This window comes from Sphingomonas astaxanthinifaciens DSM 22298 (genome assembly GCF_000711715.1).
Lineage (GTDB): Bacteria > Pseudomonadota > Alphaproteobacteria > Sphingomonadales > Sphingomonadaceae > Sphingomicrobium > Sphingomicrobium astaxanthinifaciens_A.
In genome coordinates, this window is record NZ_JONN01000001.1 from 633,815 (window position 1) to 655,856 (window position 22,042).

Here is a 22,042-nt window from a genome sequence, read left to right on the forward strand (position 1 = left end):
CCAATTATGCGCGGACCTGTTAACGGATCGTCACATCCGTGCGACTAAACGGGCGTTAACCCTGTTCGGGCAGGAAGTCCGCGACCGACAGGTAGCGCTCGCCGGTGTCGTAATTGAAGCCGAGCACACGCGGGTTGGCCCCAAGTTCGGGCAGCTTCTGGGCGATCGCGGCAAGCGTCGCGCCCGAGCTGATCCCGACCAGCATGCCTTCCTCGCGCGCGGCGCGGCGGGCCATTTCCTTGGCGTCCTCGGGGGCGACTTGGATCACCCCGTCGAGCACGTCCCGGTCGAGGTTGGTCGGGATGAAGCCGGCGCCGATGCCCTGGATCGGGTGCGGCGCGGGCTCGCCGCCCGAGATGACCGGCGACAGGGTCGGCTCGACCGCGAACACCTTGAGCTTGGGCCAGCGCTTCTTGAGCTCGCGGGCGACGCCGGTGATGTGCCCGCCGGTGCCGACCCCGGTGATCAGCGCGTCGAAGCCGCGGTCGTCGTCGCCGAAATCGGCGAGGATTTCGGGCGCGGTGGTACGGACATGGACGTCGATATTGGCGGGATTGTCGAACTGCTGCGGCATCCACGCGCCGGGCGTTTCCGCGACGATCTCCTCGGCGCGGGCGATGGCGCCCTTCATCCCCTTCTCGCGCGGGGTGAGGTCGAAGGTCGCACCGAAGGCCAGCATCAGCCGGCGACGCTCGATGCTCATGCTGTCGGGCATGACGAGGATGAGCTTGTAGCCCTTGACCGCGGCGACCATCGCCAGGCCGACGCCGGTGTTGCCGCTGGTCGGCTCGACGATCACGCCGCCGGGCTTGAGGCGGCCGTCACGCTCGGCGGCCTCGATCATTGCCAGCGCGATCCGGTCCTTGATCGAACCGGCGGGGTTGGAGCGCTCGGACTTGATCCACACCTCGGCAGAATCGCCGAACAGGCGATTGATGCGGATGTGCGGGGTATCCCCGATGGTCTGGAGGATGTTGTCGGCCTTCACGCGGGTTTCTCCTGCATAAGGGTGTTGGCGAGCACGTCTTGGGGCGGGTCGAACGTCTTGGCCCGCTTGAGTTCGGGAAACAGATAGGACCAGGCACCGGCGATTATAACCGCTGCCCCGCCGCCCGCGACTACCGCGCCGACCGGGCCGAGCAGCGCAGCGGCCAATCCCGACTGGAGTTCGCCAAGCTCGTTCGAGGCGCTGATGGCCAGCCCGCTCACCGCCGAGACGCGTCCGCGCATCTGGTCGGGGGTGTGGAGCTGGACGAGGCTCGAGCGGACATAGACGCTGAGCATGTCGGCCGCGCCGAGGAAGGCGAGGACGAGGAGGCTGAGGCCGAAATTCTTCGAGATGCCGAAGAGGATAGTGAGCAGGCCGAAGGCCGCGACCGACCACAGCATCTTGATCCCGACATTGTTCTTCAGCGGGGACCAGGCAAACCAGCCCGCCACCAGCGCCGCGCCGATCGCCGGCGCCCCGCGCATCAGGCCGAGCCCTTCGGTCCCGACATGGAGGATGTCGCGGGCAAAGACGGGCAGCATCGCGGTCGCCCCGCCTAGCAGCACCGCGAACAGGTCGAGGGTGATCGCGCCGAGGAGGAAGCGGTGGCGGCGGACATAGGTCAGGCCGTCGACCATCTGCCGGATGGGGTGGGGATGGCCCTCGATCGGCGGGGGCACGACCCGCTTGACCGGCGTCAGGCAGAGGATCGCGACCAGCATCAGCCCGGTCGCGGTCCAGTAGGGCAGGGCCGGGTCGGCGGCATAGAGGAAGCCGCCGAGCGCGGGCCCCGCGACCGAGGCCGACTGCCAGGCGATGGAGGACAAGGCGATGCCCTTGGGCAGGAGCGCCGGCGGGACGATATTGGGGGTGATCGCCGACATCGCCGGACCGACGAACACGCGCGCGACCCCGTGCATCGCGGCGAAGGTGAACAGCAGCGGCAGGGTGAGGAGGTCGAGGTGGGTCGCGAGCCCGAGCCCGAGCGCGACGCTCATGTCGATGGCGTTGGCGATCCGCGCGACGGTCCGCCGCTCGAACCGGTCGGCGGTCCAGCCCGCGACCGGGGTCAGCAGCGCCAGCGGAACGAACTGGAAAGCGCCGAGCAGGCCGAGCATCAGCGACGCCTCGCGGATGCTCATGCCATAATCGGCACGGGCGACGTCATAGACCTGGTAGCCGATGATCACGACCATCCCCATGGTCGCGAGCACGGCCGCGAAGCGTGCGCACCAGTAGAGCTGGAAGTCGCGGATCTGCAGCGGCGAGGTGGGCATCGGGCTCAAGCGTCCGGGCTCTCGTAAAGTGCCTCGGCAAAGTAAAGCCCCTCGGCGGGCGCGTTGAGCCCGAGCGCGCCGCGGTCCTTGGCCTCCAGCGCCTCGCGCATCCGGTCGGGCGCCCATTGCCCCATGCCGACGAGGCCGAGGCAGCCGACCATCGAGCGGACTTGGTGGTGGAGGAAGGAGCGGGCGGCGGCGTGGACGTGGATCTCCTCGCCCACGGCTTCGACGTCGAGCCGGTCGAGCGTCTTCACCGGACTGTCCGACTGGCAATGGACCGAGCGGAAGGTGGTGAAGTCGTGATGCCCGACGAGGTGCGCCGCAGCCTCTCGCATCGCTTCGAGATTCAGCGGCTTGGCGACCCGCCAGGCCCGGCCCCGGTCGAGCGTCAGCGGCGCGCGGCGGTTGGCGATCCGGTAGAGATAGCGCCGGCCGAGGCAGGAGAAGCGCGCGTGCCAGTCGTCGGCCACCGGCTCGGCCGACAAGACTGCGACCGGATGCGGGCGGAGAAGCGCGTTCAGTCCTTCCGCCAGGCGATGGCCGGTCAGCGGCTTTGCGATGTCGACATGCACTGCCATCGCGAGAGCATGGACTCCGGCGTCGGTCCGGCCCGAGGCGTGGGCGGTCACCTGCTCGCCGGTCAGCTTGCGCGCCGCATCCTCGAGCGCGCCCTGAACCGAGGGACCGTGATCCTGGCGCTGCCAGCCCATGAAGGGCGCGCCGTCCCATTCGAGGATCAGCTTCCAGCGGGTCACGAAAGGACGGTGCCCTTCGGGATCGCGAAGCCGCGCAGCAATTCGGCCGGGGTCATCGGGCGGCTCCCCGCGCGCTGCACGAGGGTCGGGCGGATCGCGCCCGAGCCGCAGGCGATGGTGAGCATGTCGTCGAGGACGGTGCCGGGTGCGGCGCCGACCCCGCTGACGAGCTCGGCGGCAAGCAATTTCACCCGTTCCGAGCCGGCTTCGAACCAGGCACCGGGGGCAGGGGCGAAGGCGCGGACCTGCCGCTCGGTGAAGGCGGCGGCGCGGGTCCAGTCGATCCGCGCCTCGGCCTTGGCGATCTTGGGCGCGAGGGTGACGCCCTCGGCCGGCTGCGGGCGCGGCGCGGAGGGGGACGCCAGTTCCTCGACCATCAGCCGCGCGCCCATCGCCCCCAGTTCGGTCGTCAGTTCGCCGACATTCTTGGCGGCGATCGGGGTGGTCCCCACCCGCAGCATCGGCCCAGTATCGAGCCCGGCCTCCATGGCCATGATCGTGACGCCCGTCTCTTCATCGCCTGCGAGGATCGCGCGGTGGATCGGCGCGGCGCCGCGCCAGCGGGGAAGCAGGCTCGCATGGACGTTGAGACAGCCGCGCGACGGCGCGTCGAGGATCGGCTGGGGAAGCAGCAGGCCGTAAGCCGCGACCACCGCAGCCTCGGCCCCCAGCGCCGCGAACGCCGCCTGCTCCTCTTCCGAGCGCAACCGCTCGGGCGAACGGACGGGCAGGCCCAGTTCCTCGGCCCGCAGCTGAACCGCGGTCGGCTGGAGCTTCTTGCCGCGCTGGGCGGGGCGGGGCGGCTGGCAATAGACCGCGGCAATCTCGTGTCCGGCCGCGACGAGGGCGTCGAGCGTCGGCACCGCGAAGGCCGGCGATCCCATGAAGATGAGGCGCATCGGCAGCGCCTATGGCGGAAAGCGACCACTTTTCCTATCTGGATTGCGTCGTCGCTGCGCTCCTCGCAGTGACGAACTTTCTGTCGTCATTGCGAGCGAAGCGAAGCAATCCATTGGCCTCCCAGGAAATAGAAGCACTGGCCGGCGCGCTCGCACGGCTTCCCGGCCTCGGCCCGCGCTCGGCCCGCCGCGCGGTGCTGCACCTGATGAAGCGGCGCGAGGGTGCGCTCCTGCCCTTGCTCGCCGCATTGGAGACGGTCGCCGAGAAGCTCTCGACCTGCTCGATCTGCGGCAATGTCGACACCCGTGATCCCTGCACCATCTGCGCCGACCCGCGGCGCGACGAGAAGAGCCTGTGCGTGGTCGAGGAAGTCTCCGACCTGTGGGCGCTCGACCGCTCGCGGCTGTTTCCCGGGCGCTTCCACGTGCTCGGCGGGCGGCTCTCGGCGCTCGAGGGGGTTCGGCCCGAGGACCTCGCGATCGAACCCCTGCTGCGCCGGGTCGCGGGCGGCGGAATCGACGAGGTGGTGCTGGCGATGAACGCGACGCTCGAGGGGCAGACCACCGCGCACTATCTCGCCGAGCGGCTCGAGAAATATCCCGTCCGCCTGACCCAGCTCGCCCACGGCCTGCCGGTCGGCGGCGAGCTCGACTATCTCGACGAGGGCACGCTGGCGCAGGCGCTGCGCGCGCGCCGCCCGGTCGCGTGAGGGACCGCGACCTCGTCCGGCTGCACTGGCCTGAATCGCGCCGGCCCGCCTTCGATACCCTGCTCGCGCTCGACGACCGGCTGGCCGAGGTCGCGCTCGGGGCGAGCCAGCCTGCGCTCGGCGCGATCAAGCTCGCCTGGTGGCACGACCAGCTCGCCGCGCTCGACACCCAGCCGGCCCCGCCCGAGCCGCTGCTCGCCCGGATCGCGGCCGAGCTTCCCCCGGTCGGCCTCACCGGCGCCGAGCTCGCCGCGCTGGCCGAGGCCTGGCAGCCGATCCTCGACGAGGAACCCGACCCGGCGCCGCGCGGGTCCGCGCTCTTCGCGCTGCTCGGGCGGCTCATCGGGGCCGAGGCGCGCGGCGGCGAGGCCTTTTCCCGCGCCGACCTCGCCCGCCGCTCGGGCGAGAGCGCCTGGCTCAAACGGCTCGATGTCATTCCCTCGCCGCGGCCCGCCCGGCCGGTGACCCTGCTCGATGCGCTCGGACGGCGCGATTCGGCGCGCTTCTGGCCGCCCGAGCCCGAAGCCACCCCGGGCCGCAGCTGGACCCTCATCCGCCATCGCCTGACCGGGCGTTGACGCGGGGCGGCGAAGCGGGAACAATCGCGCCCGCCGGATCGATGCCAGTGGAGGTCAGCCATGACCCGCCTCATCGCCGGTGCCCTTGCCGCCATCCTGCTCGCCTCGGGGCTGTTCGTCTTCTTCACCAGCCGGGCCGCCGAGCCCGTCCGGCTCGCGTCCGCGCCGCCGGTCTCCGCCGCCGCGCCCCTGGTCGCGATCCCCTCGCCCGCCTATCGCGCGCCGCCGCTCGCCAGCCCCAGGTCACGCGAGGAAAAGCGCTTCGCCCGGGCCGACAAGGACGATGACGGGCGGATCACCGCCGCCGAACTGTTCGAGCCGCGGCGCAAGGCCTTCGCCAAGCTCGACACCAACGGCAACGGCAGCCTCAGCTTCGAGGAATGGGCGGTCAGGACCGTCGACAAGTTCGCCGCCGCCGATCAGGACCGCTCGGGCTGGCTGACGCCCGCCGAATATGCCGCGACCGCACCCAAGCCGCCCAAGCGCAAGGCTGTCTGTTCCTGTTGATTTGCCAACGACTTAACGTTCGACTAATGTTCTTCCGGGCCCTCCGGTCCGGAAGGGTAATCCTGTGCAGTTCAAGCGTCTCGCCTACACCAGCCTTGCGGCGCTCGACCTCACGGTGGAGCAATTGTTCGACATCGGGCAGACCGCCCGGGACCTTAACGGGCTCGACGGAATCACCGGGCTGCTGCTCTTCAACGGAACCCATTTCCTGCAGTGGATCGAGGGCGCGCCGGAGGCGATCGACGACCTCATGGAACGGCTCCGCCGCGATCCCCGTCACAGCGCGGTCGAGATTCGCGAGACCGAGCTCGCGGACGAGCGCCTGTTTCCCGACTGGTCGATGAAGCTGGTGCGGGTGCGGACCCATTATCAGGAGGCGCACGACGACGTGCTCGAGAAGCTTCCGGTGGGCCTGTCCGACGCCATCCGCGCGCGGATCGCGGGCATGGTCGAACTGATCAGCGTCGAGGTCTGACCGTTCAGGCGGCGGCGGCGACCTCGGCCTGGCCGGTCGCAGCCAGCCATTCGCCGAAGGCCGCACGCGCCCGGTCGGTATAGGCCTTCTTGCGGTCGGCCTTGCGGAAGCGCTCGGGGAGCGGCGGCATCAGCCCGAAATTGACGTTCATCGGCTGGAAGGTCTCGGGATTGGCATCGCCTGTGATGTGGCCGAGCAGCGCGCCGAGCGCGGTGGTGCTCGGCGGCGGTGCCAGCTCCTCGCCGCGCGCCTCGGCGGCGGCGAAGCGCGCGGCGACGAGGCCGATGGCGGCGCTCTCGACATAGCCTTCGCAGCCGGTGATCTGACCGGCGAAGCGGACATTGGGCCTGCTCTTCAGCCGCAGCTGCCGGTCGAGCAGCTCGGGCGAACGGATGAAGCTGTTGCGGTGAATGCCGCCGAGCCGCGCGAATTCGGCATTCTCCAGCCCCGGGATGGTGCGGAAGATGCGGACCTGCTCGCCATGCTTCAATTTGGTCTGGAAGCCGACGATGTTCCACAGCGTCCCGCTGGCATTGTCCTGGCGCAGCTGGACGCAGGCATAAGGCCAGCGCCCGGTTTTCGGATCGTCGAGCCCGACGCCCTTCAGCGGCCCGAAGCGCAATGTCTCGGGGCCCCGCTGGGCCATGACCTCGATCGGCATGCAGCCCTCGAAATAGGGCGTGTCCTTTTCCCACTCCTTGAATTCGGTCTTCTCGCCCGCATTGAGCGCGGCGACGAAGGCCTCATATTGCTCGCGGGTGAGCGGGCAGTTGATATAGTCGTCGCCGCCCTTGCCCCAGCGCGCGGCCTTCCAGGCGACGCCCATGTCGATGCTGTCGCCATGGACGATCGGCGCGATGGCGTCGAAGAAGGCGAGGGCGCCCTTGCCCGTCTCGGCGGCGATCGATTCCGCCAGCTTGGAGCCGGTCAGCGGCCCGGTGGCGATGATGCAAGGGTGGTCGGGCAGCGCGTCGGCGCGCTCGCGGTGGATGCTGATGTTGGGGTGCGCCTCGAGTGCCGCGGTGACCCTGGCGGCGAAGCCCTCGCGATCGACCGCCAGCGCCGATCCCGCCGGCACCTTGGTCGCGTCGGCGCAGGCCATGATGAGGCTGCCCATCCGCCGCATCTCCTGGTGGAGCAGGCCAACGGCATTGTTCTCGGCATCGTCCGAGCGGAAGCTGTTCGAGCAGACCATCTCGGCCAGCCGGTCGCTCTCGTGCGCCGGGGTCATGTCGCCGCCGCCGCGCATCTCGCTCAAGCGGACCTTGAGCCCCGCCTCGGCCAGCTGCCACGCCGCTTCCGACCCGGCGAGCCCGCCGCCGATGATGTGAATCTCGTGCATGGCCTGCGCCTTAGCGCCGGCGGCAATCGAATTGAATACGTGTGCAAAGGCTGGCGGGGCGGGCACGGCCATGCTTCATTCGGGCGATGAAGAGCCTCCTCCTCGCCGCCGCCGCGCTGGCCCTCTCCGGTCCCTCCGCTGCCATCGCCGGTCGCTATGCCCCCCAGGACCTCTCGGGCGTCAGGCATCCCGACTGGGCCAAGGACGCGGTCATCTACCAGATCAACACCCGCCAGTTCACGCCCGAGGGGACGTTCAGGGCCGCGGAGCGCGAGCTTCCGCGACTGAAGGCAATGGGGGTCGATATCCTGTGGGTGATGCCGATCCAGCCGATCGGGGTGAAGAACCGCAAGGGAACGCTCGGCTCGCCCTACAGCGTCAAGGACTATCGCGCGGTCAATCCCGAGTTCGGGACCTTGGCCGACTTCCAGCGCTTCGTCCGCGCCGCGCACGGGGAGGGGATGAAGGTCATCATCGACTGGGTCGCCAACCACAGCGCCTGGGACAATCCGCTCGTGACGCAGCATCCCGACTGGTACGACCACGACTGGAAGGGCGACTTCCGGCCGACGCCCTGGTGGGACTGGTCCGACATCATCGACTTCGATTATTCGAAGGAGGGCCTGCGCCAGTATATGGCGGACTCGATGCTCTACTGGGTGCGGACCGCCGACATCGACGGCTTCCGCGCCGACGTTGCCGCCTACATCCCGCTCGACTTCTGGGAGAAGGTCCGCGCCGACGCCGACCGGATCAAGCCGGTCTTCATGCTCGGCGAGGCGCAGATGCGCGACCTCCACTACAAGGCGTTCGACGCGACCTACGGCTGGGGCTGGTACAATGCGCTCGCCGACATCGCCAAGGGGCGGGCCGATACGGGCGCGCTGTTCGGCTATTTCAGCGAGAACGAGAGCGCCTGGCCGGGGGGCGCGATGCGGATGGTCTATGCCGAGAACCACGACCAGAATGCCTGGCACGGCACCGGCGAGGAAGTCTTCGGACCGGCGCTGAACAATGTCCACGTCCTCGCCTTCGTCGGCGAGGGCATCCCGCTCATCTACAACGGCGAGGAGGCGGGCAATCCCAAGCGCCTGAAATTCTTCGAGAAGGATCCGATCGCCTGGCGCGAGCATCCCAATCGTGCGCTGTTCACGCGGCTGGCCGCGCTCAAGAGCCGCAACAAGGCGCTCTGGAATGCGCCGTGGGGCGGGCGGATGGTCGGCGTGGTCAACGACAAGCCGCAGAAGGTCTTCTCGTTCGTCAGGCAGGCGAGCGGCGACCGGGTGCTTGCCGTCTTCAATTTCTCGGCCGAGCCGCAGACCTTCCGCTTCACCGAGCGGCTGGCCGACGGCGCCTGGAGCGACGCCGAGACGGGCGCGGTGGTGCGGATCGGGGCGGACACGAGCCTGACCCTCGCCCCGTGGAGCAACCGGGTCTTCGAGCAGGGCGTGGTGCGGAGCCGCGCGCGCTGATCGTCAGCGCGCGCCGAAGCCGGTCAGCATCGTCCGCAGCGTCTTGAAGACGATGAGGAGGTCGAGGAACGGCGAGAAATATTTGATGTAGTAGAAGTCGTACTGCAGCTTCTCGTGGATCTCGTCGACCTCGGCGACATGGCCCTGGTTGGTCTGGGCCCAGCCGGTGATCCCGGGCTTCACTACGTGGCGATAGCGGTAGAAGGGGATCTCGCCGACATACCAGTGCGAGAGGACCTCGGCCTCGGGACGCGGGCCGATCCAGCTCATCTGCCCCTTGAGGATGTTCCAGACCTGCGGCAGCTCGTCGATCCGGCTCTTCCGCAGGAACGCGCCGACGCGGGTGATGCGGGGGTCGAGGTCGCCGGTCATGGCAGCGGCGCGGGCGTCGGTCGCCTCGCCCTTGCTGACCCGCATGGTGCGGAACTTGACCACCTTGAAGCTGCGGCCGCGGTGTCCGATGCGGGCCTGGCGGAACAGCACCGGGCCGCCGTCGTCGAGAAGGATCGCGAGCGCCGCCACGGCCATGATCGGCAGCAGGAAAGGCAGCGAGATGAGCGCTGTCGCGAAGTCGATCAGGGTCTTCAGGTGGAAATAGCCGCGTGCCGGGACCAGCGAGCCGAAGCTGTTCTCGGACAAGTGGTCGATCTCGACCCGGCCGGTCAGCGATTCGGTCAGCGGCTTGATCTGGTAGACGATCATCCCCGCCAGCGCGGCGTCGGCGAGAAAGGCCTCCCACGCCGGGGTGAGCTCGGCCGAGAAATCGGCGACCACCGCGTCGCAGCGCCGGGCGAGGTCCAGCCGCGGCGCGTCGAGCCGGATCCAGCTGACATTGTCGAGCTGGGCGAGCCGTCGCCAGCTGCCCACGGGCACCACCCCGATCTGCATCGCGGTGCGCCGCTGGACGAGGAAATAGATGAGATAGAACCAGGCCACGTGGAGCAGGAAGCCGGCGATGAAGGCGGTGCGGTCGTAGGGCAGGCGGGTGAAGAAGAAGAAGGCCAGCACCGAGCCGTGCGCGGCAAGGCAGGTCGGCAGGATGACGAGGCTCGAGCGGATGCCCGGATAGGGCTCGACGCTGAGCCGCAGCCACAGGGCGATCCCGACCGCGACCACATTGGCGTAGAAGGCGTTGAGCGTCGCTTCCCACAGGAGGTTCGGGGTCAGCATCAGCCGCGCGATCAGCGGCCACACCGCCGCGACCAGGATCGCGCCGAGCAGCTGCACGCGGCGGCGGCCCAGCCAGCTTCCGCGGCGAACGTGCTGGACGGGGGAGATCTGAAGCATCATCGACGGGCTACGGACACGCTCGCTACAGGGTCCAGATCGGGTGTGCCGAGCCGGGACGATCCTGCCACAAACGCTTGAGATCCGCCAATTGTCCGCCCTCACGCAGCCATGACGTCAGTTTCTCGTGCGACAGTGACTTGTAGGCATCATGGGCAACCGCGCCGACCACGAGATCGACCGGCTCGGCCATGGTCTCGGGGTCGGTGAGGCTGATTCCATATTCGTGATCGGCCTCGGCCGGGTCGGCGAGGGGATCGGCGACCAGCACCTCGTGGCCGAGCCATTCCAGCCGGCGGATGACGTCGATCACCCGGCTGTTGCGCAGGTCGGGGACATTCTCCTTGAACGTCAGGCCCAGCACCAGCACGCGCCCCGCCTTGTTCGCCAGCCGCTCGTGGAGCCGATCGGCGATCCACTCGCCCATGCCGTCATTGGTCTCGCGGCCGGCGAGGATGATCTGCGGCCAGTGACCGAGCTCGCGGGCGCGATGGGCCAGGTAATAGGGATCGACGCCGATGCAGTGGCCGCCGACGAGTCCCGGCTCGAAGGGCAGGAAGTTCCACTTGGTCCGCGCCGCCGCCAGCACGTCCCAGATGCTGAGGTCGAGCTTGGCGAAGATCTGCGTGATCTCGTTGATGAAGGCGATGTTGATGTCGCGCTGGGCATTCTCGATCACCTTGGCGGCCTCGGCGGCCTTGATCGAGGCGGCGGCGAAGATCTTGCCTCCGTTCATGCGGCCGTAAAGGTCGGTCAGGATCGCGCTGGTCGCCTCGTCCTCGCCCGCGACGACCTTGACGATCTTGTCGACCGTATGCTCGCGGTCGCCCGGGTTGATCCGCTCGGGACTGTAGCCGAGCGTGAAATGGGTGCCGCGCGTCAGGCCGCCGACGCGCTCGAGCTCGGGGCCGCAAATGTCCTCGGTGACGCCGGGATAGACGGTGCTTTCGTAGACCACCACCGCCGGCCGGGCGGGATCGATCATGGTCGCGACGCTGCGGGTCGCCGAAAGAAGGGGCCGCAGGTCGGGCATATTGGAGCCGTCGACCGGAGTCGGCACGGTGACGATATAGACGTCCGCGCCGCGCGCCTCGGCGGGGTCGGTGGTGAGCCGCAAGGTCGAGGCGGCCAGCCGCTCGGCGGTGATTTCACGAGTCCGGTCCTCGCCGCGGCGCAGCTCGGCGACCCGGTTCGCGTCGATGTCGAAGCCGGTAACGTTGCCATGTTCCGCCAGCGCTACCGCGAGCGGGAGCCCGACATAGCCAAGGCCGACGACGACAATATGCTGATCTTGCAAGGAAAGCCTTTCACCGATTTGCCCTGCTCATAGGGTGCTGGGATGACACGGCAAGGACATGATCGTCCTTTGCGTCGCCTGGACGTGCAACCCGATGCCCCGGCGGGAGTTGCGCCTTCATGATGTTTCCCGGCTCACGGCGGGGGCGTCATTCTTGTAACCACGTGGGTGGGAGTGCCGCCATGACCAAGTTTTCGTTCGTCACCGGCCTTGCAGCGACTGCGCTGCTGGCTAGCGGCGCTGCCGCGCAGTGGGTTCCCGGCTCGGAGATCGCCGGCCAGACCCTCCAGGTCGAGACCAACGGCATCGTCAACAACATCACCTTCCAGCCGGGCGGGACCGCGACCATCACCACCCCGAGCGGCCAGGCGATCCCCGCCAGCTGGACCGCGGGCGGCGGCCAGCTGTGCCTGCGCACCGGCGCGGCGTCGGAATGCTTCCCCTACACCCAGGCCTTCCAGGCCGGGCAGAGCGTGACCGCCACCAGCAGCTGCGGCGCGACCAGCCGCTGGCTCGCCAATGCGACCAACCAGCCGATGCAGCCTGCCCGTTCGGCCGGCGAACGCGGCTAACAGCTCCTAGCGGAAGGGCGGCTCGTCGAAACTCCGCAGCTTGCGGCTGTGAAGCGCGTCGCCCTCCTGCCGGAGGATGTTGAGGGTCTCGATCCCGATCCTCAGATGCTGGCTGATCGCCCGCTCGTAAAAGGCATTGGCCTGCCCCGGGAGCTTGAGCTCGCCGTGCAGCGGCTTGTCCGAGACGCATAGGAGCGTCCCGTAGGGCACGCGGAAGCGATAGCCCTGCGCCGAGACCGTCGCGCTCTCCATGTCGATCGCCACCGCCCGGCTCTGGTTGAAGCGGAGCGCGCTCGCGGTGTAGCGAAGCTCCCAGTTGCGGTCGTCGGTGGTCACCACCGTGCCCGTACGAAGCCGCTTCTTGAGGCTGTCCTCGCTCTCCTGCGTAACCTTGGCGGCGGCGTTGAACAGCGCGGTCTGGACCTCGGCGATGGCGGGGATCGGGATCTCCACCGGCAGGATGTCGTCGAGCACATGGTCGTCGCGCAGATAAGCGTGGGCGAGGACATAGTCGCCGATCGTCTGGCTCGGGCGCAGGCCGCCGCAATGGCCGATCATCAGCCACACCTCGGGCCGGAGCACCGCGATATGGTCGCAGATGGTCTTGGCGTTGCTGGGGCCGACGCCGATGTTGACGAGGGTGATGCCGTCGTCGCCATTGGGCCCGATCAGGTGATAGGCCGGCATCTGGAAACGGCGCCACGACCCCGCGGCGATCTCGGCCTCGGCATTCTCCAGCTCGCCCCGGTCATAAACCCCGCCGGGGACCGACAGCCCCTGGTAGGAGGTGCCGTCCTGGCGCAGCGCGTCGGCCGCGAAGCGCACGAACTCGTCGACGTAGCGGACGTAGTTGGTGAACAGGATGAAGCGCTGGAAATGCTCGGTCGGCGTGCCGGTATAATGGCGCAGCCGGGCGAGGCTGAAATCGGTGCGGGGCCCGTCGAACAGCGCCAGCGGGCGGGTCGAATGACGGCCCATGTCCCAGTCGCCGTCGGCGATCTCGTCGCCGATGTGGACGAGCTCGGTGGTCGGGAACCAGCGGCTGAGTTCGGCCGACTGGATCCCGCCGAGCTGGAGGTCGTCGCTGCCGTCGAGCACATAAGGGTAGGGGATTTCGCTCGCCGAGCGCCCGACGCTGATCTTCACGTCATAATCGCGCGCGAGATGCTCGAGCTGGGTCTGCAGGTAATGGCGGAAGAGCTTGGGCCGGGCGATGCTCGCGACATAGATGCCGGGCTGGTTCAGCCGGGCGAAGGCGCGCGCGGGCAGCGGCGGCGGGGTCGCCGGATCATAGTCGATCCTGAGTTCCGGATAGGCGAAGCAGCCATCGGCGCGGGCCTGGCGCTCTGGCCGGACCCCGTCCTTCACATAAGCGATGAGGGCGCGGCGCAGATTGGCGACCGAGCGGTCGAAGATGGTCTCGAGTTCGTCGAGGATCGTCTCGATATCAGGCATGGACCAGCGCTCTAGCCCATCCCTGTTGCATCGCAAGGTCGCGGGGATGGCGCCGCCGCGACGGCTCAGTCCCGTTCGCGGCGGAGGAACATCCAGTAGCCGCCATCGGTCGCCGACTGGACCCGGATCGACAATTCGCGGTCGCGGTCCTCGAAGTCGCCGATGTGGCTGAACCGGAGGTCGAGCCGTCCGCTCTGCCGCGCCGCCTCGAGCCGGCCGCGGAAGGCCGGATTGTCCATGCAGGGCGCGACCTTGCTGAAGAAATCGAGCCCCAGCCGCGGCAGTTCGCCCGAGCCCGACTGGCGCCGCTCGGTCTCGCTGTAGAAGAGGACCCGGCCATCGTCGGCGAGCCGGATCGCACCATAGGGCAGGCGATCGATCACCTCGTCGGGGAGCGACTCGACCGCGCGGGCGAGCGCGGGCTCCTCGTAGTCCGGCAATAGTTCGGCCATGTTCATTTCGTCCCCCTCGGCTCGCGCTCCATCACCACCGCACCGACGATCCGGTCGACGGTTCGCCCGTCGCTCGAGAAGGGCAGAAGCAATCGCTCGAAGGTCTCGACCTCGCCTTCGCCGAGATCGAAGCGCGCATATTCGAAGCTGGGCTTGCCGGTCAGCGCGCAGCGGCGATAGGCCGCCTCGCGCGCGGCCGGCGTGTCGCTGCCGACGATCGGCATGTCGCTGGCCTTGATGCGCCCCGGGAACGCGGCCTTCAGCGTGTCGCCGATCACCTCGAAGTCGAACTCGATCGGAACCTTGCCGAGGTCGACATGGGCAATGATCAGCCGGTGCGGCTCGCTGCACTGTCCGGCGTCGAACTGCATGGCGTCGGGCATGTCGCGGCCGTGGCGGATGGCGCGCCAATGCTCGAACAGGGAGCGGGCGCAATCGGACTGGAGCCGGGCGGCGAGGCGGTCGAGCCGCTCCTCGCCCATCTCCTGCTGGCCGCGCGCGGCGAGGAGGTTGCGGATCGCTTTCTGGAGCTGCGCGGGCGTGAAAGGCTTGCGCAGGATGGGCGAAACCGAGTTCGCGCTCTCCACCGTGTTCCCGGTCATGAACAGGCAGGGGGTCGTGCTGCCCCGCGCGCGGAGCGTCGCCTCGAGTTCCGGCCCGCTCATCCCCGGCATCTCGATGTCGCTCACGATCACGTCGAACCGCCGCGACCGGCACAGCGACAAGGCTTCGACGCCGGTCGCCGCGGTCGATACCTCGAACCCGCGGTCGGCCAGCCCCGCGGCGAGGATCTCGCGCAGATTGTCGTCGTCGTCGACCAGCAGCACCGCGTCGAACGCCTGTTCCTCCGAGGTGCCGCCCTCGTCGAACCTGGCCGGTCGCGCGCTTTCCCCGGCGTCGGCGCGCGGGAAATAGAGGCCGAAGGTCGAGCCCTCGCCGGGCTTGCTCGCGATCCGGAGCGCGCCGCGCGACTGGCTGACGAAGCGCTGGACCATGGCGAGGCCGAGCCCGGTACCCTGGCCGCGTGCCTTGGTCGTGAAGAAGGGCTCGGTCACCCGCTGGAGGGTCGGGCCATCCATCCCCTGGCCGTCGTCGATCACCTCGATCAGGACCGCGTCCATTCCCATCAGTTCGGCCGGACGCCCTTTCTCGTCGCCGGGGCAGTTGCGGGCCCGCAGGGTCAGCCGGCCGCCCATCGGCATGGCGTCGCGGGCATTGTTGGCGAGGTTGAGCAATGCCGACTGGAGCTGCGAGCGGTCGACCAGGGCCGGCCAGATCCCGACCTCGGTGTCGATCTCGATCCGGTGTCGGCCGCGCCGCGAAGACTGCTGGAGGAACTCGACCACTTCCTCGAACAGCCCGTGGACGTCGACCCGCGCGGGCTCGAGGTCGCGGTCGCGCGCGAACTCCATCAGCTGGCGGATCAGGATCGCACCGCGGTCGGCCGCGGCCTGGCTCATCTTGACGATCTGCTGGCTGCGCGGGTCGTTCAACCGGTTCTCGATCAGCGTCAGTCCGCCGATCACCGCGCCGAGCAGATTGTTGAAGTCGTGCGCGACCCCGGCGGTCAGCTGGCCGATCGCCTCGAGCTTCTGGCTATGGGCATGCGAATGCTGGAGCGCCTCGCGGCGCTGGCCTTCCTCGATCAGTTTCTCGTTGGCGAGGTTGAGGGCGGCGGTCCGCTGGCGAACCCGCTGCTCGAGCTCGGCGGCGAGGTCGCGCAAGTTCCCCTCGCGCCGGGCGAGCTCGGCCCGCAGCGCCTCATTGTCGGTGAGATCGTAGAAGTAGCAGACCACCCCGTACCCGCCGTCGGGCATCCGGCTGCGCTCGATCCGCCAGTGATAGCGTTCGCGACGTTCGACGTCGGCGCGCGCCTCCTCAAGGAGCGGGCTTTCATAGGGTTCGCCGCTGTCGAGCGTGTAGCGGAAGCGTTCGATCACCTCGGTCGCGAGCGGTTCGGGCCAGAGGATCCGGATCACCTCGGCGAAATCGCGACCGATCGCGTCGGGGATCCCGGCGAAGACCTTCTCCGCCCCCTGGCTGAAGACCCGCAGCCGGAAGTCGGCGTCGACCAGATAGACCCCGAAAGGATTGCGCGCGATCAGCGAGCGGAACACCTCCATCTGCTCGGCAAGCTCGGCCTCGCGGCGCTTGCGGTCGGTGATGTCGTGCATGACCGAGATGAAGCCGGTCAGCGTGCCGTCCTCGTCGCGGCAGGCGAAGGTCGAGCGCTGGACGTCCACCAGCTGCCCCGACTGTCGCTCCTCGAGCTGCATCTCGCCTTCCCACACCCCGTCGCGGGTCGCGGTGGGGACGACCTCGTCGAACACGAGATGGCGCTGGGCCGCCGCGACATAGTCGCTGAGGTGCACCGGGAAGATGTCGGCATCCTCGATCCCGATCAGCCGCCGGCCCGCGGGATTGAGGAACAGGAGCTTGCCGTCGGGATCGCACAAGGCGATCAGGTCGCTGCTGAGCTCGGCCATCTGCATGAAAGCGGCCTGGCGCTCCCGCGGCAGCGCTACCGCCGACTTGATGATCGCGCGCGGCGATTGCCCGCCGTTGGCCGGTCCGTTGCTGGCATCGCTCACCGAGGCTTCCCTGACTGGAATGCGTACGCTTACCAGCCACTTGTGTAGCCCACGGCGGGGTCATCCCCTATAGACGGGGATTAAGAACATGGCGCAAAACCGCCATTCTCGGCGCGCCAGAGGGTCGCATCATCAATGGTTTGAGTGGAGCGGGTAGCGGGAATCGAACCCGCGCGTTCAGCTTGGGAAGCTGACAGGCTACCATTACATCATACCCGCCCGGGCGACGTCGGCCGACGGCGCGATTGCCACAGCTTTTCCCATAAGAAAAGGGGCGCCGCGAGTGGTTCGCGACGCCCCCGATCTTTTCTGGCGAACGACTTAGAAGTCGAGGCCGATCGTGCCCTGGAAGGTGCGCGGGGCACCGACCGAGAAGCGCGGGCCACCCGCCAGGTTGTTCTGGGTGTTGATGTTGCCGAAATAGTACTTGTCGAACAGGTTGATCACGCTGCCGCGGAAGAACAGGCCCGGCATCACCGCGTCGAGCTTCGCCTTCACGTCGGCGTCGACCACGGTGTAGCTGCTGGTCTTGCCGCGCAGGTTGATCGGCAGGTCGCCGAGGTTGTTGAACGCCGCCGCATTGCGACCGTCACGACCATTGTCGTCGGTCGAGTAGCGCGCGTCGACCCACTTGGCCTGGACGCCGAACGACAGGATGCTGATGTCCTGCTGGGCGCGGCCGCCGAAGGTCCACTGCGGGGTCTCGACGAACTCGGCACCCTTGGTCAGGACGACCACGCACTGGGTGCCGACGGTGGTGTTGGGAAGGCAGCCCGAGCCACCCGCACGGCCGAGGATGTTGTCCTTCAGCTTCGAGTTGATGTGCGAGACGTAGGCGTAGAGGCTGGTGTTCTTGAACGGACGCCAGCTGACCTGGCCGTCGAGGCCGTAGGCACGGGCGTCACCGACGTTGCGGTCGAGGGTCGAGCCGAAGGTCTGGCTGGTCGGATCGAGATCCTGCGCCGTGACGATGCGGTTCTTGTAGTCGACGTAGAAGCCGGCGAGCTGCGCCTGCACCTTGCCCGACTTGAAGCGGTAGCCGAGCTCGTAGCTGTTGGTCGTCTCCGGCTTCACGTCGATGCTGACCGAGCGGTAGAGGTTGTCGGTCGACGGCGACGAGAAGTTCTTGCCGTAGCTGGCGTAGAGGCTGTGGCCGCCCGCGAAGTCATAGGCGATACCGGCCGAGGGCAGGACCGGGCTGTACTTCACGGTCCGCTCGAACGGCGCATAGACGTAACCGCCCGAGGGAGCCGGACCGGCCGGGAGCGCAACGCCCGGCTTGAGGATCCGAGCCGGGTTGATCGTCTCGCTGGTGCAGACCGGGTTGCCGCTCGACAGCAGGGTGTAGCAATACTGGTTGAGCTCGCGGCGGAAGAACGGCGCGCGGATGCCGACCGTGGCGGTCAGGCGGTTGTCCAGGAACTTGCCGAAATATTCGAAGCTCAGCTGCTGCAGCTGGGCGATCGACAGACGGTCGCGGTTCTGGAGGGTCTTGCCGTCGGCCGAGACGATGCGGGCGCTCTCGTTATACTTGCCGCCGAAGACGCTGATCGGATCGCCATTCTCCTCGATGCGGCCGAATTCGCCGGTCTGGCGATGGCGGCCACGGTCGAAGGTGTAGGCGAGACGGACGCGCTGGCTGTCGCTCAGCTCGTAGATGAGCGAGGTGAGCAGGGTGTAGCGATTGGTCCGGGTGTTGCTCGGCTGGTAGAGGCGGACCGTGTCGAGGAAGTCGCCGTCGCCGTTGAGGTCGACGCCGGCGGCGGTCGACTGGCCGCGCAGGCGGGCGTCATTCTCGCTGACGGTGGCGGTGCCGCCGCCGTTGGCGAGGACGTGCTGGTAGCCCGGGTCGGCGGTGAAGATCAGGCCCGGCGCCAGCGTCAGGCGGACCGCGCCGCGCAGGTTGCCGGTGTCCGACGGGTTGATGCGCAGGTTGTAATAGTTGGTGCAGGTCGACGGCGCGAGACCGGTGATGTTCGACGCGGCGGTGCTGCTGCTGCCGTCATTGTCGGCGACGCCGGCGGTCGGAAGGTCGCGGGCACACTGCTCGATATTGTCGAACAGCTTGTTGGCGCGATAGTCGCTGACCAGGCCGTTGTTGTAGCTGTTGTTGCGGTTGCGGTTGTAGTGCCAGGCGAGGCTGATGAAGTCGCCGTTGGTGCCGAGCGCCTTGTAGAGGCGGGCGTTGCCCTGCTGCTTCTTGAGCTCGCCCGGGCCCTTGAACTTGTCGTACTTCTGGTAGCTGCCCGAGACGAAGCCGCGGATGCCGGTGCCGGCGAGTTCGCCGGTCTCGACGAGGCCGAACAGGCGGCTGTAGCTGAAGTCGCCGAGCGCGCCCTTGATCAGGCCGCCGAACTCACGGCCGGGGACGAGGGTGCGGTAGCTGACGACGCCGCCGGCGGCCGACGGGGTCGGCGAGTCGACGTCGGTAGTGCCGAGGTTCACCGACACCTGGTCGATGATTTCCTGGTCCATCTGCTGGTTCGAGAAGATGGCGTAGTTGCCGGTGTCATTGAGCGGCAGGCCGTCGAACAGGAGCGCGACGCGGTTGCCCGGGAAGCCGCGGATACGCAGGTTACCGCCCGACGAACCATAGGGATCGCTGTTGGTGAAGTTGACGCCCGGGACGAGGTTGATCGACTGCAGGACCGACTGGCCCTCCGACTGACGGACCAGCAGCTCGTTGGTCAGGATCGAGCGGGTCTTGGGAACGTCGGGAACCACCACGCCGGCGACGCCGCGGCTACGGGTGCCGGTGACGACGATGGTCTCGGCTTCCTTGTTGGCTTCGGTCGCGTCGGTACCGGTGGACTGGGCAAAGGCAGCGGTCGGAACGAAGGCCGCCGCAGTGGTGCACAGCAGAAGGAGCTTTTTCACGTGTTGATCCCCGATGATCTGAAGAGTGACTGACGTGTGTTCGTGCAGTTCACCGGGGCCGCTAGGGCGAGATTAAGACAATGGGGTGACGAGCCTCACGGCCTCACCATTTGCCTCAATCCTGTTGTTAAAAAACAACGCTTGCCTGTCGCCACCCCCGCGACTCGGGGCGGCCTACAGCAGCTTAAACCGTCATTTTCAAGTGACCTAGCGGTCGAGCCGCCGTCCCAGCTTCACGAACAGGATGATGAGTGGCGGAACGAACACAATCGAGAGCACTATCTTCGTTAGCATCTGGCCGACGATCAGGTGGCCGATCTCGCGCTCGCCGTAGAAAGCCACGGTGATGAAGATGAGCGTGTCGACGATCTGGCTCAATGCCCCCGCGATCGCGGCGCGCACCGCGACCATCCGCCCCATCGAGTTCGACAGCCGCGAGAAGAGCAGCACGTTCAGCGTCTGGCTGGTGCCGTAGGCGACGATCCCCGCCGCCATCAGCCGCCAACCCTGGCCGAGGATGATCGGAAAGGCGGCCTTGGCCGGCTCGTACATGTTGGGGTCGGTCGGCAGCTGGATGACGAGGAAGGTGAGGAGGATCGCGGTCACCAGCGGGATGAAGCCGAACCGAACCAGCCGGTCGGCGACCGCCCGACCGTGAAGCTCGGCCACCGCGCTCGACAGCACGACCAGCAGCAGGAAGGAGAAGATTCCCGCCTCGACCGCCAGCGGCCCCAGCGCCACCTGCTTGGCGCCGAGCACGCCCGACAGGGTCACCATCCCGCCGTAAAGCAGGGAGATGACGAACAGGGAGGTCGGGATTCCGGTCGGTGCGGCGGCGCGGTCGGTGGTCATGGGGGCGGAGGCGTAACGCCTCGAAATCAAAGTGCAACATTGACCGCTGCGCTCGCCATCCCTAACCGCCCGCCCTCGTGACTTCCGCCACCCTCGACATCCTCGCCATGGGCGACGCCCTGGTCGACGTGATCGCGACCTGCGAGCCCGACTTCCTCGAGCGCTTCGCCCTGCCCAAGGGCGCAATGCAGCTGCTCGGCGAGTCGGAGACGCTGGCGCTCTACGACGCCATGGGCACCGCGCGCGAGACGAGCGGGGGCTCGGCCGCCAATTCGATGGCCGGCGCGGCGGCGATGGGGGCGAGCGTCGCCTTCCTCGGCCAGGTCGCCGACGACCAGCTCGGCACCATCTTCACCCACGACATGCGCGCGCTGGGTGTCCGGTTCGATACCGCGCCGCTCCAGAATGGACCGCCCACCGGCCGCTGCCTGATCCTCGTCACCCCCGACGGCGAGCGCACCATGAACACCTGCCCCGGCGCGGCGCATTGCCTGCCCCCGCAGGCGGTCGACGAAGCCCAGGTCCGAAGCGCCTCGATCCTCTATCTCGAGGGCTATCTGTTCGGCCCCGAGCTGCCGCGCCAGGCGATGTTCAAGGCGATCGACATTGCCCATGCCGCCGACCGCACCGTCGCCTTCACTCTCTCCGAAAGCGTCTGCCTGCCGGGCCGCAAGGAGCCGCTCCAGCAGCTGATCGCGGGCGGCGGGATCGACCTCATCTTCGCCAACGAATCCGAGGCGCTGCAGCTCGCCGGCGCGACCGACCTCGACAGTGCGATCGACCGGTTGTCGGCGCAGGTGAAGACATTGGTCTTCACGCGCGGCCCGGCCGGCGCGCTCGCCTATGAGGACGGCCAGAAGACCGAGGTGCCGGCGATCCAGGTCGCCCAGGTGGTCGACACCACCGGTGCCGGCGACCTGTTCGCCGCGGGCTTCCTCGCCGCGCGCTGCAAGGGCCATCCGATCGACCGCCAGCTCCTCACGGGGGGAATCGCCGCGGCCGAGATCATCAGTCATTTCGGCGCCCGTCCCGTCGCCGACCTCGCGGAGCTGGTGAAGCTGTGAGCCACAACCTCAAGCGAATCGCCGTCTATTGCGGCTCGGCCCCCGGCAACGACCCGGCCTATGCCGACGCCGCCGTCGCCCTCATCCGCGCGATGGCCGGGCAGGGCATCGACCTCGTCTATGGCGGCGGCAAGCTCGGCCTGATGGGCCTCATCGCCGACACCATGCTCGAGGCCGGCGGCGAGGTGCACGGCGTCATCCCCGCGGCGCTGGTCGACAAGGAGGTCGCCCACCTCGGCCTGACCGAACTCCACCAGGTCGCCGGCATGCACGAGCGCAAGGCCAAGATGACCGAGCTGTGCGACGCCTTCGTCTGCCTGCCGGGCGGCATCGGCACGCTCGACGAACTGTTCGAGGCGTGGACGTGGAACGCGCTCGGCTATCACGCCAAGCCCTTCTGCCTCCTCAACGTCAACGGCTTCTGGAACGGGCTCGGCACCTTCATGGACCATGTCGCCGGGGCCGGCTTCCTGTCGCAGGCGCGCCGCGAGCAACTGCTGCTGGCCGAGAGCCCGGCGGAAGCGATCAACAAGCTGGACGAAGCGGCGCGAACCGCTACGCAAGGCATGGTCTGGTAGATTTGCCCGGG

The 22,042-nt window shown here is 68.2% G+C and carries 20 protein-coding genes and 1 tRNA gene; 8 read left to right on the forward strand and 13 right to left on the reverse strand.

Features of this window, described 5'->3' with window-relative positions; all coding sequences use genetic code 11:
- Window positions 1-55: 55 nt before the first annotated feature.
- The 4 genes from cysK to fmt are packed head-to-tail and all read right to left on the reverse strand — an operon-like array spanning window position 56 to window position 3,922.
- The gene (cysK, locus tag BS69_RS0103155; RefSeq protein WP_029940533.1) at window positions 56-988 is read right to left on the reverse strand and encodes a cysteine synthase A; all 933 of its coding nucleotides are present in this window, start codon (window positions 986-988) and stop codon (window positions 56-58) included.
- Window positions 985-2,265 carry an MFS transporter gene (locus BS69_RS0103160; protein WP_051676492.1) on the reverse strand — a complete coding sequence of 427 codons (1,281 nt, stop codon included), beginning with the start codon at window positions 2,263-2,265 and terminating at the stop codon, window positions 985-987. The genes cysK and BS69_RS0103160 overlap by 4 nt, the downstream gene beginning before the upstream one ends.
- Before the next feature lie 5 nt (window positions 2,266-2,270).
- On the reverse strand, window positions 2,271-3,023 hold the full coding sequence (truA, locus tag BS69_RS0103165) for a tRNA pseudouridine(38-40) synthase TruA (protein WP_029940535.1): 753 nt from the start codon (window positions 3,021-3,023) through the stop codon (window positions 2,271-2,273).
- The gene (fmt, locus tag BS69_RS0103170; RefSeq protein WP_029940536.1) at window positions 3,020-3,922 is read right to left on the reverse strand and encodes a methionyl-tRNA formyltransferase; all 903 of its coding nucleotides are present in this window, start codon (window positions 3,920-3,922) and stop codon (window positions 3,020-3,022) included. Before fmt ends, truA begins: the two co-directional genes overlap by 4 nt.
- 113 nt (window positions 3,923-4,035) lie before the next feature.
- Between fmt and recR the strand changes: the two genes are divergently transcribed.
- The 4 genes from recR to BS69_RS0103190 all read left to right on the forward strand — a co-directional run bounded on the left by recR (window position 4,036) and on the right by BS69_RS0103190 (window position 6,192).
- The gene (gene recR / locus BS69_RS0103175) at window positions 4,036-4,632 is read left to right on the forward strand and encodes a recombination mediator RecR (protein ID WP_029940537.1); all 597 of its coding nucleotides are present in this window, start codon (window positions 4,036-4,038) and stop codon (window positions 4,630-4,632) included.
- Window positions 4,629-5,210, forward strand: a complete 582-nt coding sequence (locus BS69_RS0103180) for a hypothetical protein (RefSeq protein WP_051676493.1) — start codon at window positions 4,629-4,631, stop codon at window positions 5,208-5,210. The genes recR and BS69_RS0103180 overlap by 4 nt, the downstream gene beginning before the upstream one ends.
- 60 nt (window positions 5,211-5,270) lie before the next feature.
- A complete protein-coding gene (locus BS69_RS0103185) occupies window positions 5,271-5,717 on the forward strand; it encodes an EF-hand domain-containing protein (protein WP_029940539.1) in 447 nt (148 codons plus the stop codon).
- 64 nt (window positions 5,718-5,781) lie between these two features.
- Window positions 5,782-6,192 (forward strand): BLUF domain-containing protein, encoded by a 411-nt coding sequence (locus BS69_RS0103190; protein WP_051676494.1) that lies wholly within the window; start codon window positions 5,782-5,784, stop codon window positions 6,190-6,192.
- 4 nt (window positions 6,193-6,196) lie between these two features.
- On the opposite strand, the gene trmFO is transcribed toward BS69_RS0103190, so the two are convergent.
- Complete coding sequence (gene trmFO, locus BS69_RS0103195; protein ID WP_029940541.1) at window positions 6,197-7,534, reverse strand: methylenetetrahydrofolate--tRNA-(uracil(54)-C(5))-methyltransferase (FADH(2)-oxidizing) TrmFO; 1,338 nt, start codon at window positions 7,532-7,534, stop codon at window positions 6,197-6,199.
- Between the two features lie 86 nt (window positions 7,535-7,620).
- Between trmFO and BS69_RS0103200 the strand changes: the two genes are divergently transcribed.
- On the forward strand, window positions 7,621-9,006 hold the full coding sequence (locus BS69_RS0103200; protein ID WP_051676495.1) for an alpha-amylase family glycosyl hydrolase: 1,386 nt from the start codon (window positions 7,621-7,623) through the stop codon (window positions 9,004-9,006).
- Window positions 9,007-9,009: 3 nt separating this feature from the next.
- Here BS69_RS0103200 and BS69_RS0103205 read toward each other — a convergent pair whose 3' ends face one another.
- On the reverse strand, window positions 9,010-10,293 hold the full coding sequence (locus BS69_RS0103205) for a sugar transferase (protein ID WP_029940543.1): 1,284 nt from the start codon (window positions 10,291-10,293) through the stop codon (window positions 9,010-9,012).
- 25 nt (window positions 10,294-10,318) lie between these two features.
- Window positions 10,319-11,590, reverse strand: coding sequence for a nucleotide sugar dehydrogenase (locus BS69_RS0103210; RefSeq protein WP_037504351.1), 1,272 nt, complete (start codon window positions 11,588-11,590; stop codon window positions 10,319-10,321).
- Window positions 11,591-11,772: 182 nt separating this feature from the next.
- Here BS69_RS0103210 and BS69_RS0103215 point away from each other — a divergent pair, with 182 nt between their 5' ends.
- Window positions 11,773-12,162: a hypothetical protein gene (locus tag BS69_RS0103215; protein WP_029940545.1), complete on the forward strand. Its 390-nt coding sequence runs from the start codon at window positions 11,773-11,775 to the stop codon at window positions 12,160-12,162.
- 6 nt (window positions 12,163-12,168) lie between these two features.
- Here the strand turns inward: BS69_RS0103215 and BS69_RS0103220 are convergent, their stop codons facing one another.
- From BS69_RS0103220 to BS69_RS0103245, 6 genes are all read right to left on the reverse strand, one after another.
- Window positions 12,169-13,617: an AMP nucleosidase gene (locus BS69_RS0103220; RefSeq protein WP_029940546.1), complete on the reverse strand. Its 1,449-nt coding sequence runs from the start codon at window positions 13,615-13,617 to the stop codon at window positions 12,169-12,171.
- 65 nt (window positions 13,618-13,682) lie between these two features.
- A complete protein-coding gene (locus BS69_RS0103225; protein WP_051676497.1) occupies window positions 13,683-14,069 on the reverse strand; it encodes a hypothetical protein in 387 nt (128 codons plus the stop codon).
- Between the two features lie 2 nt (window positions 14,070-14,071).
- On the reverse strand, window positions 14,072-16,660 hold the full coding sequence (locus tag BS69_RS13510) for a response regulator (RefSeq protein WP_051676498.1): 2,589 nt from the start codon (window positions 16,658-16,660) through the stop codon (window positions 14,072-14,074).
- Window positions 16,661-16,805: 145 nt separating this feature from the next.
- Window positions 16,806-16,879, reverse strand: a tRNA-Gly gene (locus BS69_RS0103235).
- Between the two features lie 102 nt (window positions 16,880-16,981).
- Complete coding sequence (locus tag BS69_RS0103240; protein WP_051676499.1) at window positions 16,982-19,537, reverse strand: TonB-dependent receptor; 2,556 nt, start codon at window positions 19,535-19,537, stop codon at window positions 16,982-16,984.
- A 207-nt stretch (window positions 19,538-19,744) separates the two neighbouring features.
- Window positions 19,745-20,389 (reverse strand): queuosine precursor transporter, encoded by a 645-nt coding sequence (locus BS69_RS0103245; protein ID WP_029940550.1) that lies wholly within the window; start codon window positions 20,387-20,389, stop codon window positions 19,745-19,747.
- A gap of 77 nt (window positions 20,390-20,466) precedes the next feature.
- On the opposite strand from BS69_RS0103245, the gene BS69_RS0103250 reads away from it, so the two are divergent.
- A complete protein-coding gene (locus BS69_RS0103250; RefSeq protein ID WP_029940551.1) occupies window positions 20,467-21,453 on the forward strand; it encodes an adenosine kinase in 987 nt (328 codons plus the stop codon).
- Window positions 21,450-22,031, forward strand: coding sequence for an LOG family protein (locus tag BS69_RS0103255; RefSeq protein WP_037504354.1), 582 nt, complete (start codon window positions 21,450-21,452; stop codon window positions 22,029-22,031). Before BS69_RS0103250 ends, BS69_RS0103255 begins: the two co-directional genes overlap by 4 nt.
- Window positions 22,032-22,042: the final 11 nt, after the last annotated feature.

Coding starts and splice junctions, on each gene's coding strand:
- fmt (WP_029940536.1), bottom strand. CDS start 3,922: ATGCGCCTCATCTTCATGGGATCGCCGGCCTTCGCGGTGCCGACGCTC.
- trmFO (WP_029940541.1), bottom strand. CDS start 7,534: ATGCACGAGATTCACATCATCGGCGGCGGGCTCGCCGGGTCGGAAGCG.
- BS69_RS0103220 (WP_029940546.1), bottom strand. CDS start 13,617: ATGCCTGATATCGAGACGATCCTCGACGAACTCGAGACCATCTTCGAC.
- BS69_RS0103200 (WP_051676495.1), top strand. CDS start 7,621: ATGAAGAGCCTCCTCCTCGCCGCCGCCGCGCTGGCCCTCTCCGGTCCC.
- BS69_RS0103245 (WP_029940550.1), bottom strand. CDS start 20,389: ATGACCACCGACCGCGCCGCCGCACCGACCGGAATCCCGACCTCCCTG.
- BS69_RS0103185 (WP_029940539.1), top strand. CDS start 5,271: ATGACCCGCCTCATCGCCGGTGCCCTTGCCGCCATCCTGCTCGCCTCG.
- BS69_RS0103215 (WP_029940545.1), top strand. CDS start 11,773: ATGACCAAGTTTTCGTTCGTCACCGGCCTTGCAGCGACTGCGCTGCTG.
- BS69_RS0103160 (WP_051676492.1), bottom strand. CDS start 2,265: ATGCCCACCTCGCCGCTGCAGATCCGCGACTTCCAGCTCTACTGGTGC.
- BS69_RS0103205 (WP_029940543.1), bottom strand. CDS start 10,293: ATGCTTCAGATCTCCCCCGTCCAGCACGTTCGCCGCGGAAGCTGGCTG.
- BS69_RS0103225 (WP_051676497.1), bottom strand. CDS start 14,069: ATGGCCGAACTATTGCCGGACTACGAGGAGCCCGCGCTCGCCCGCGCG.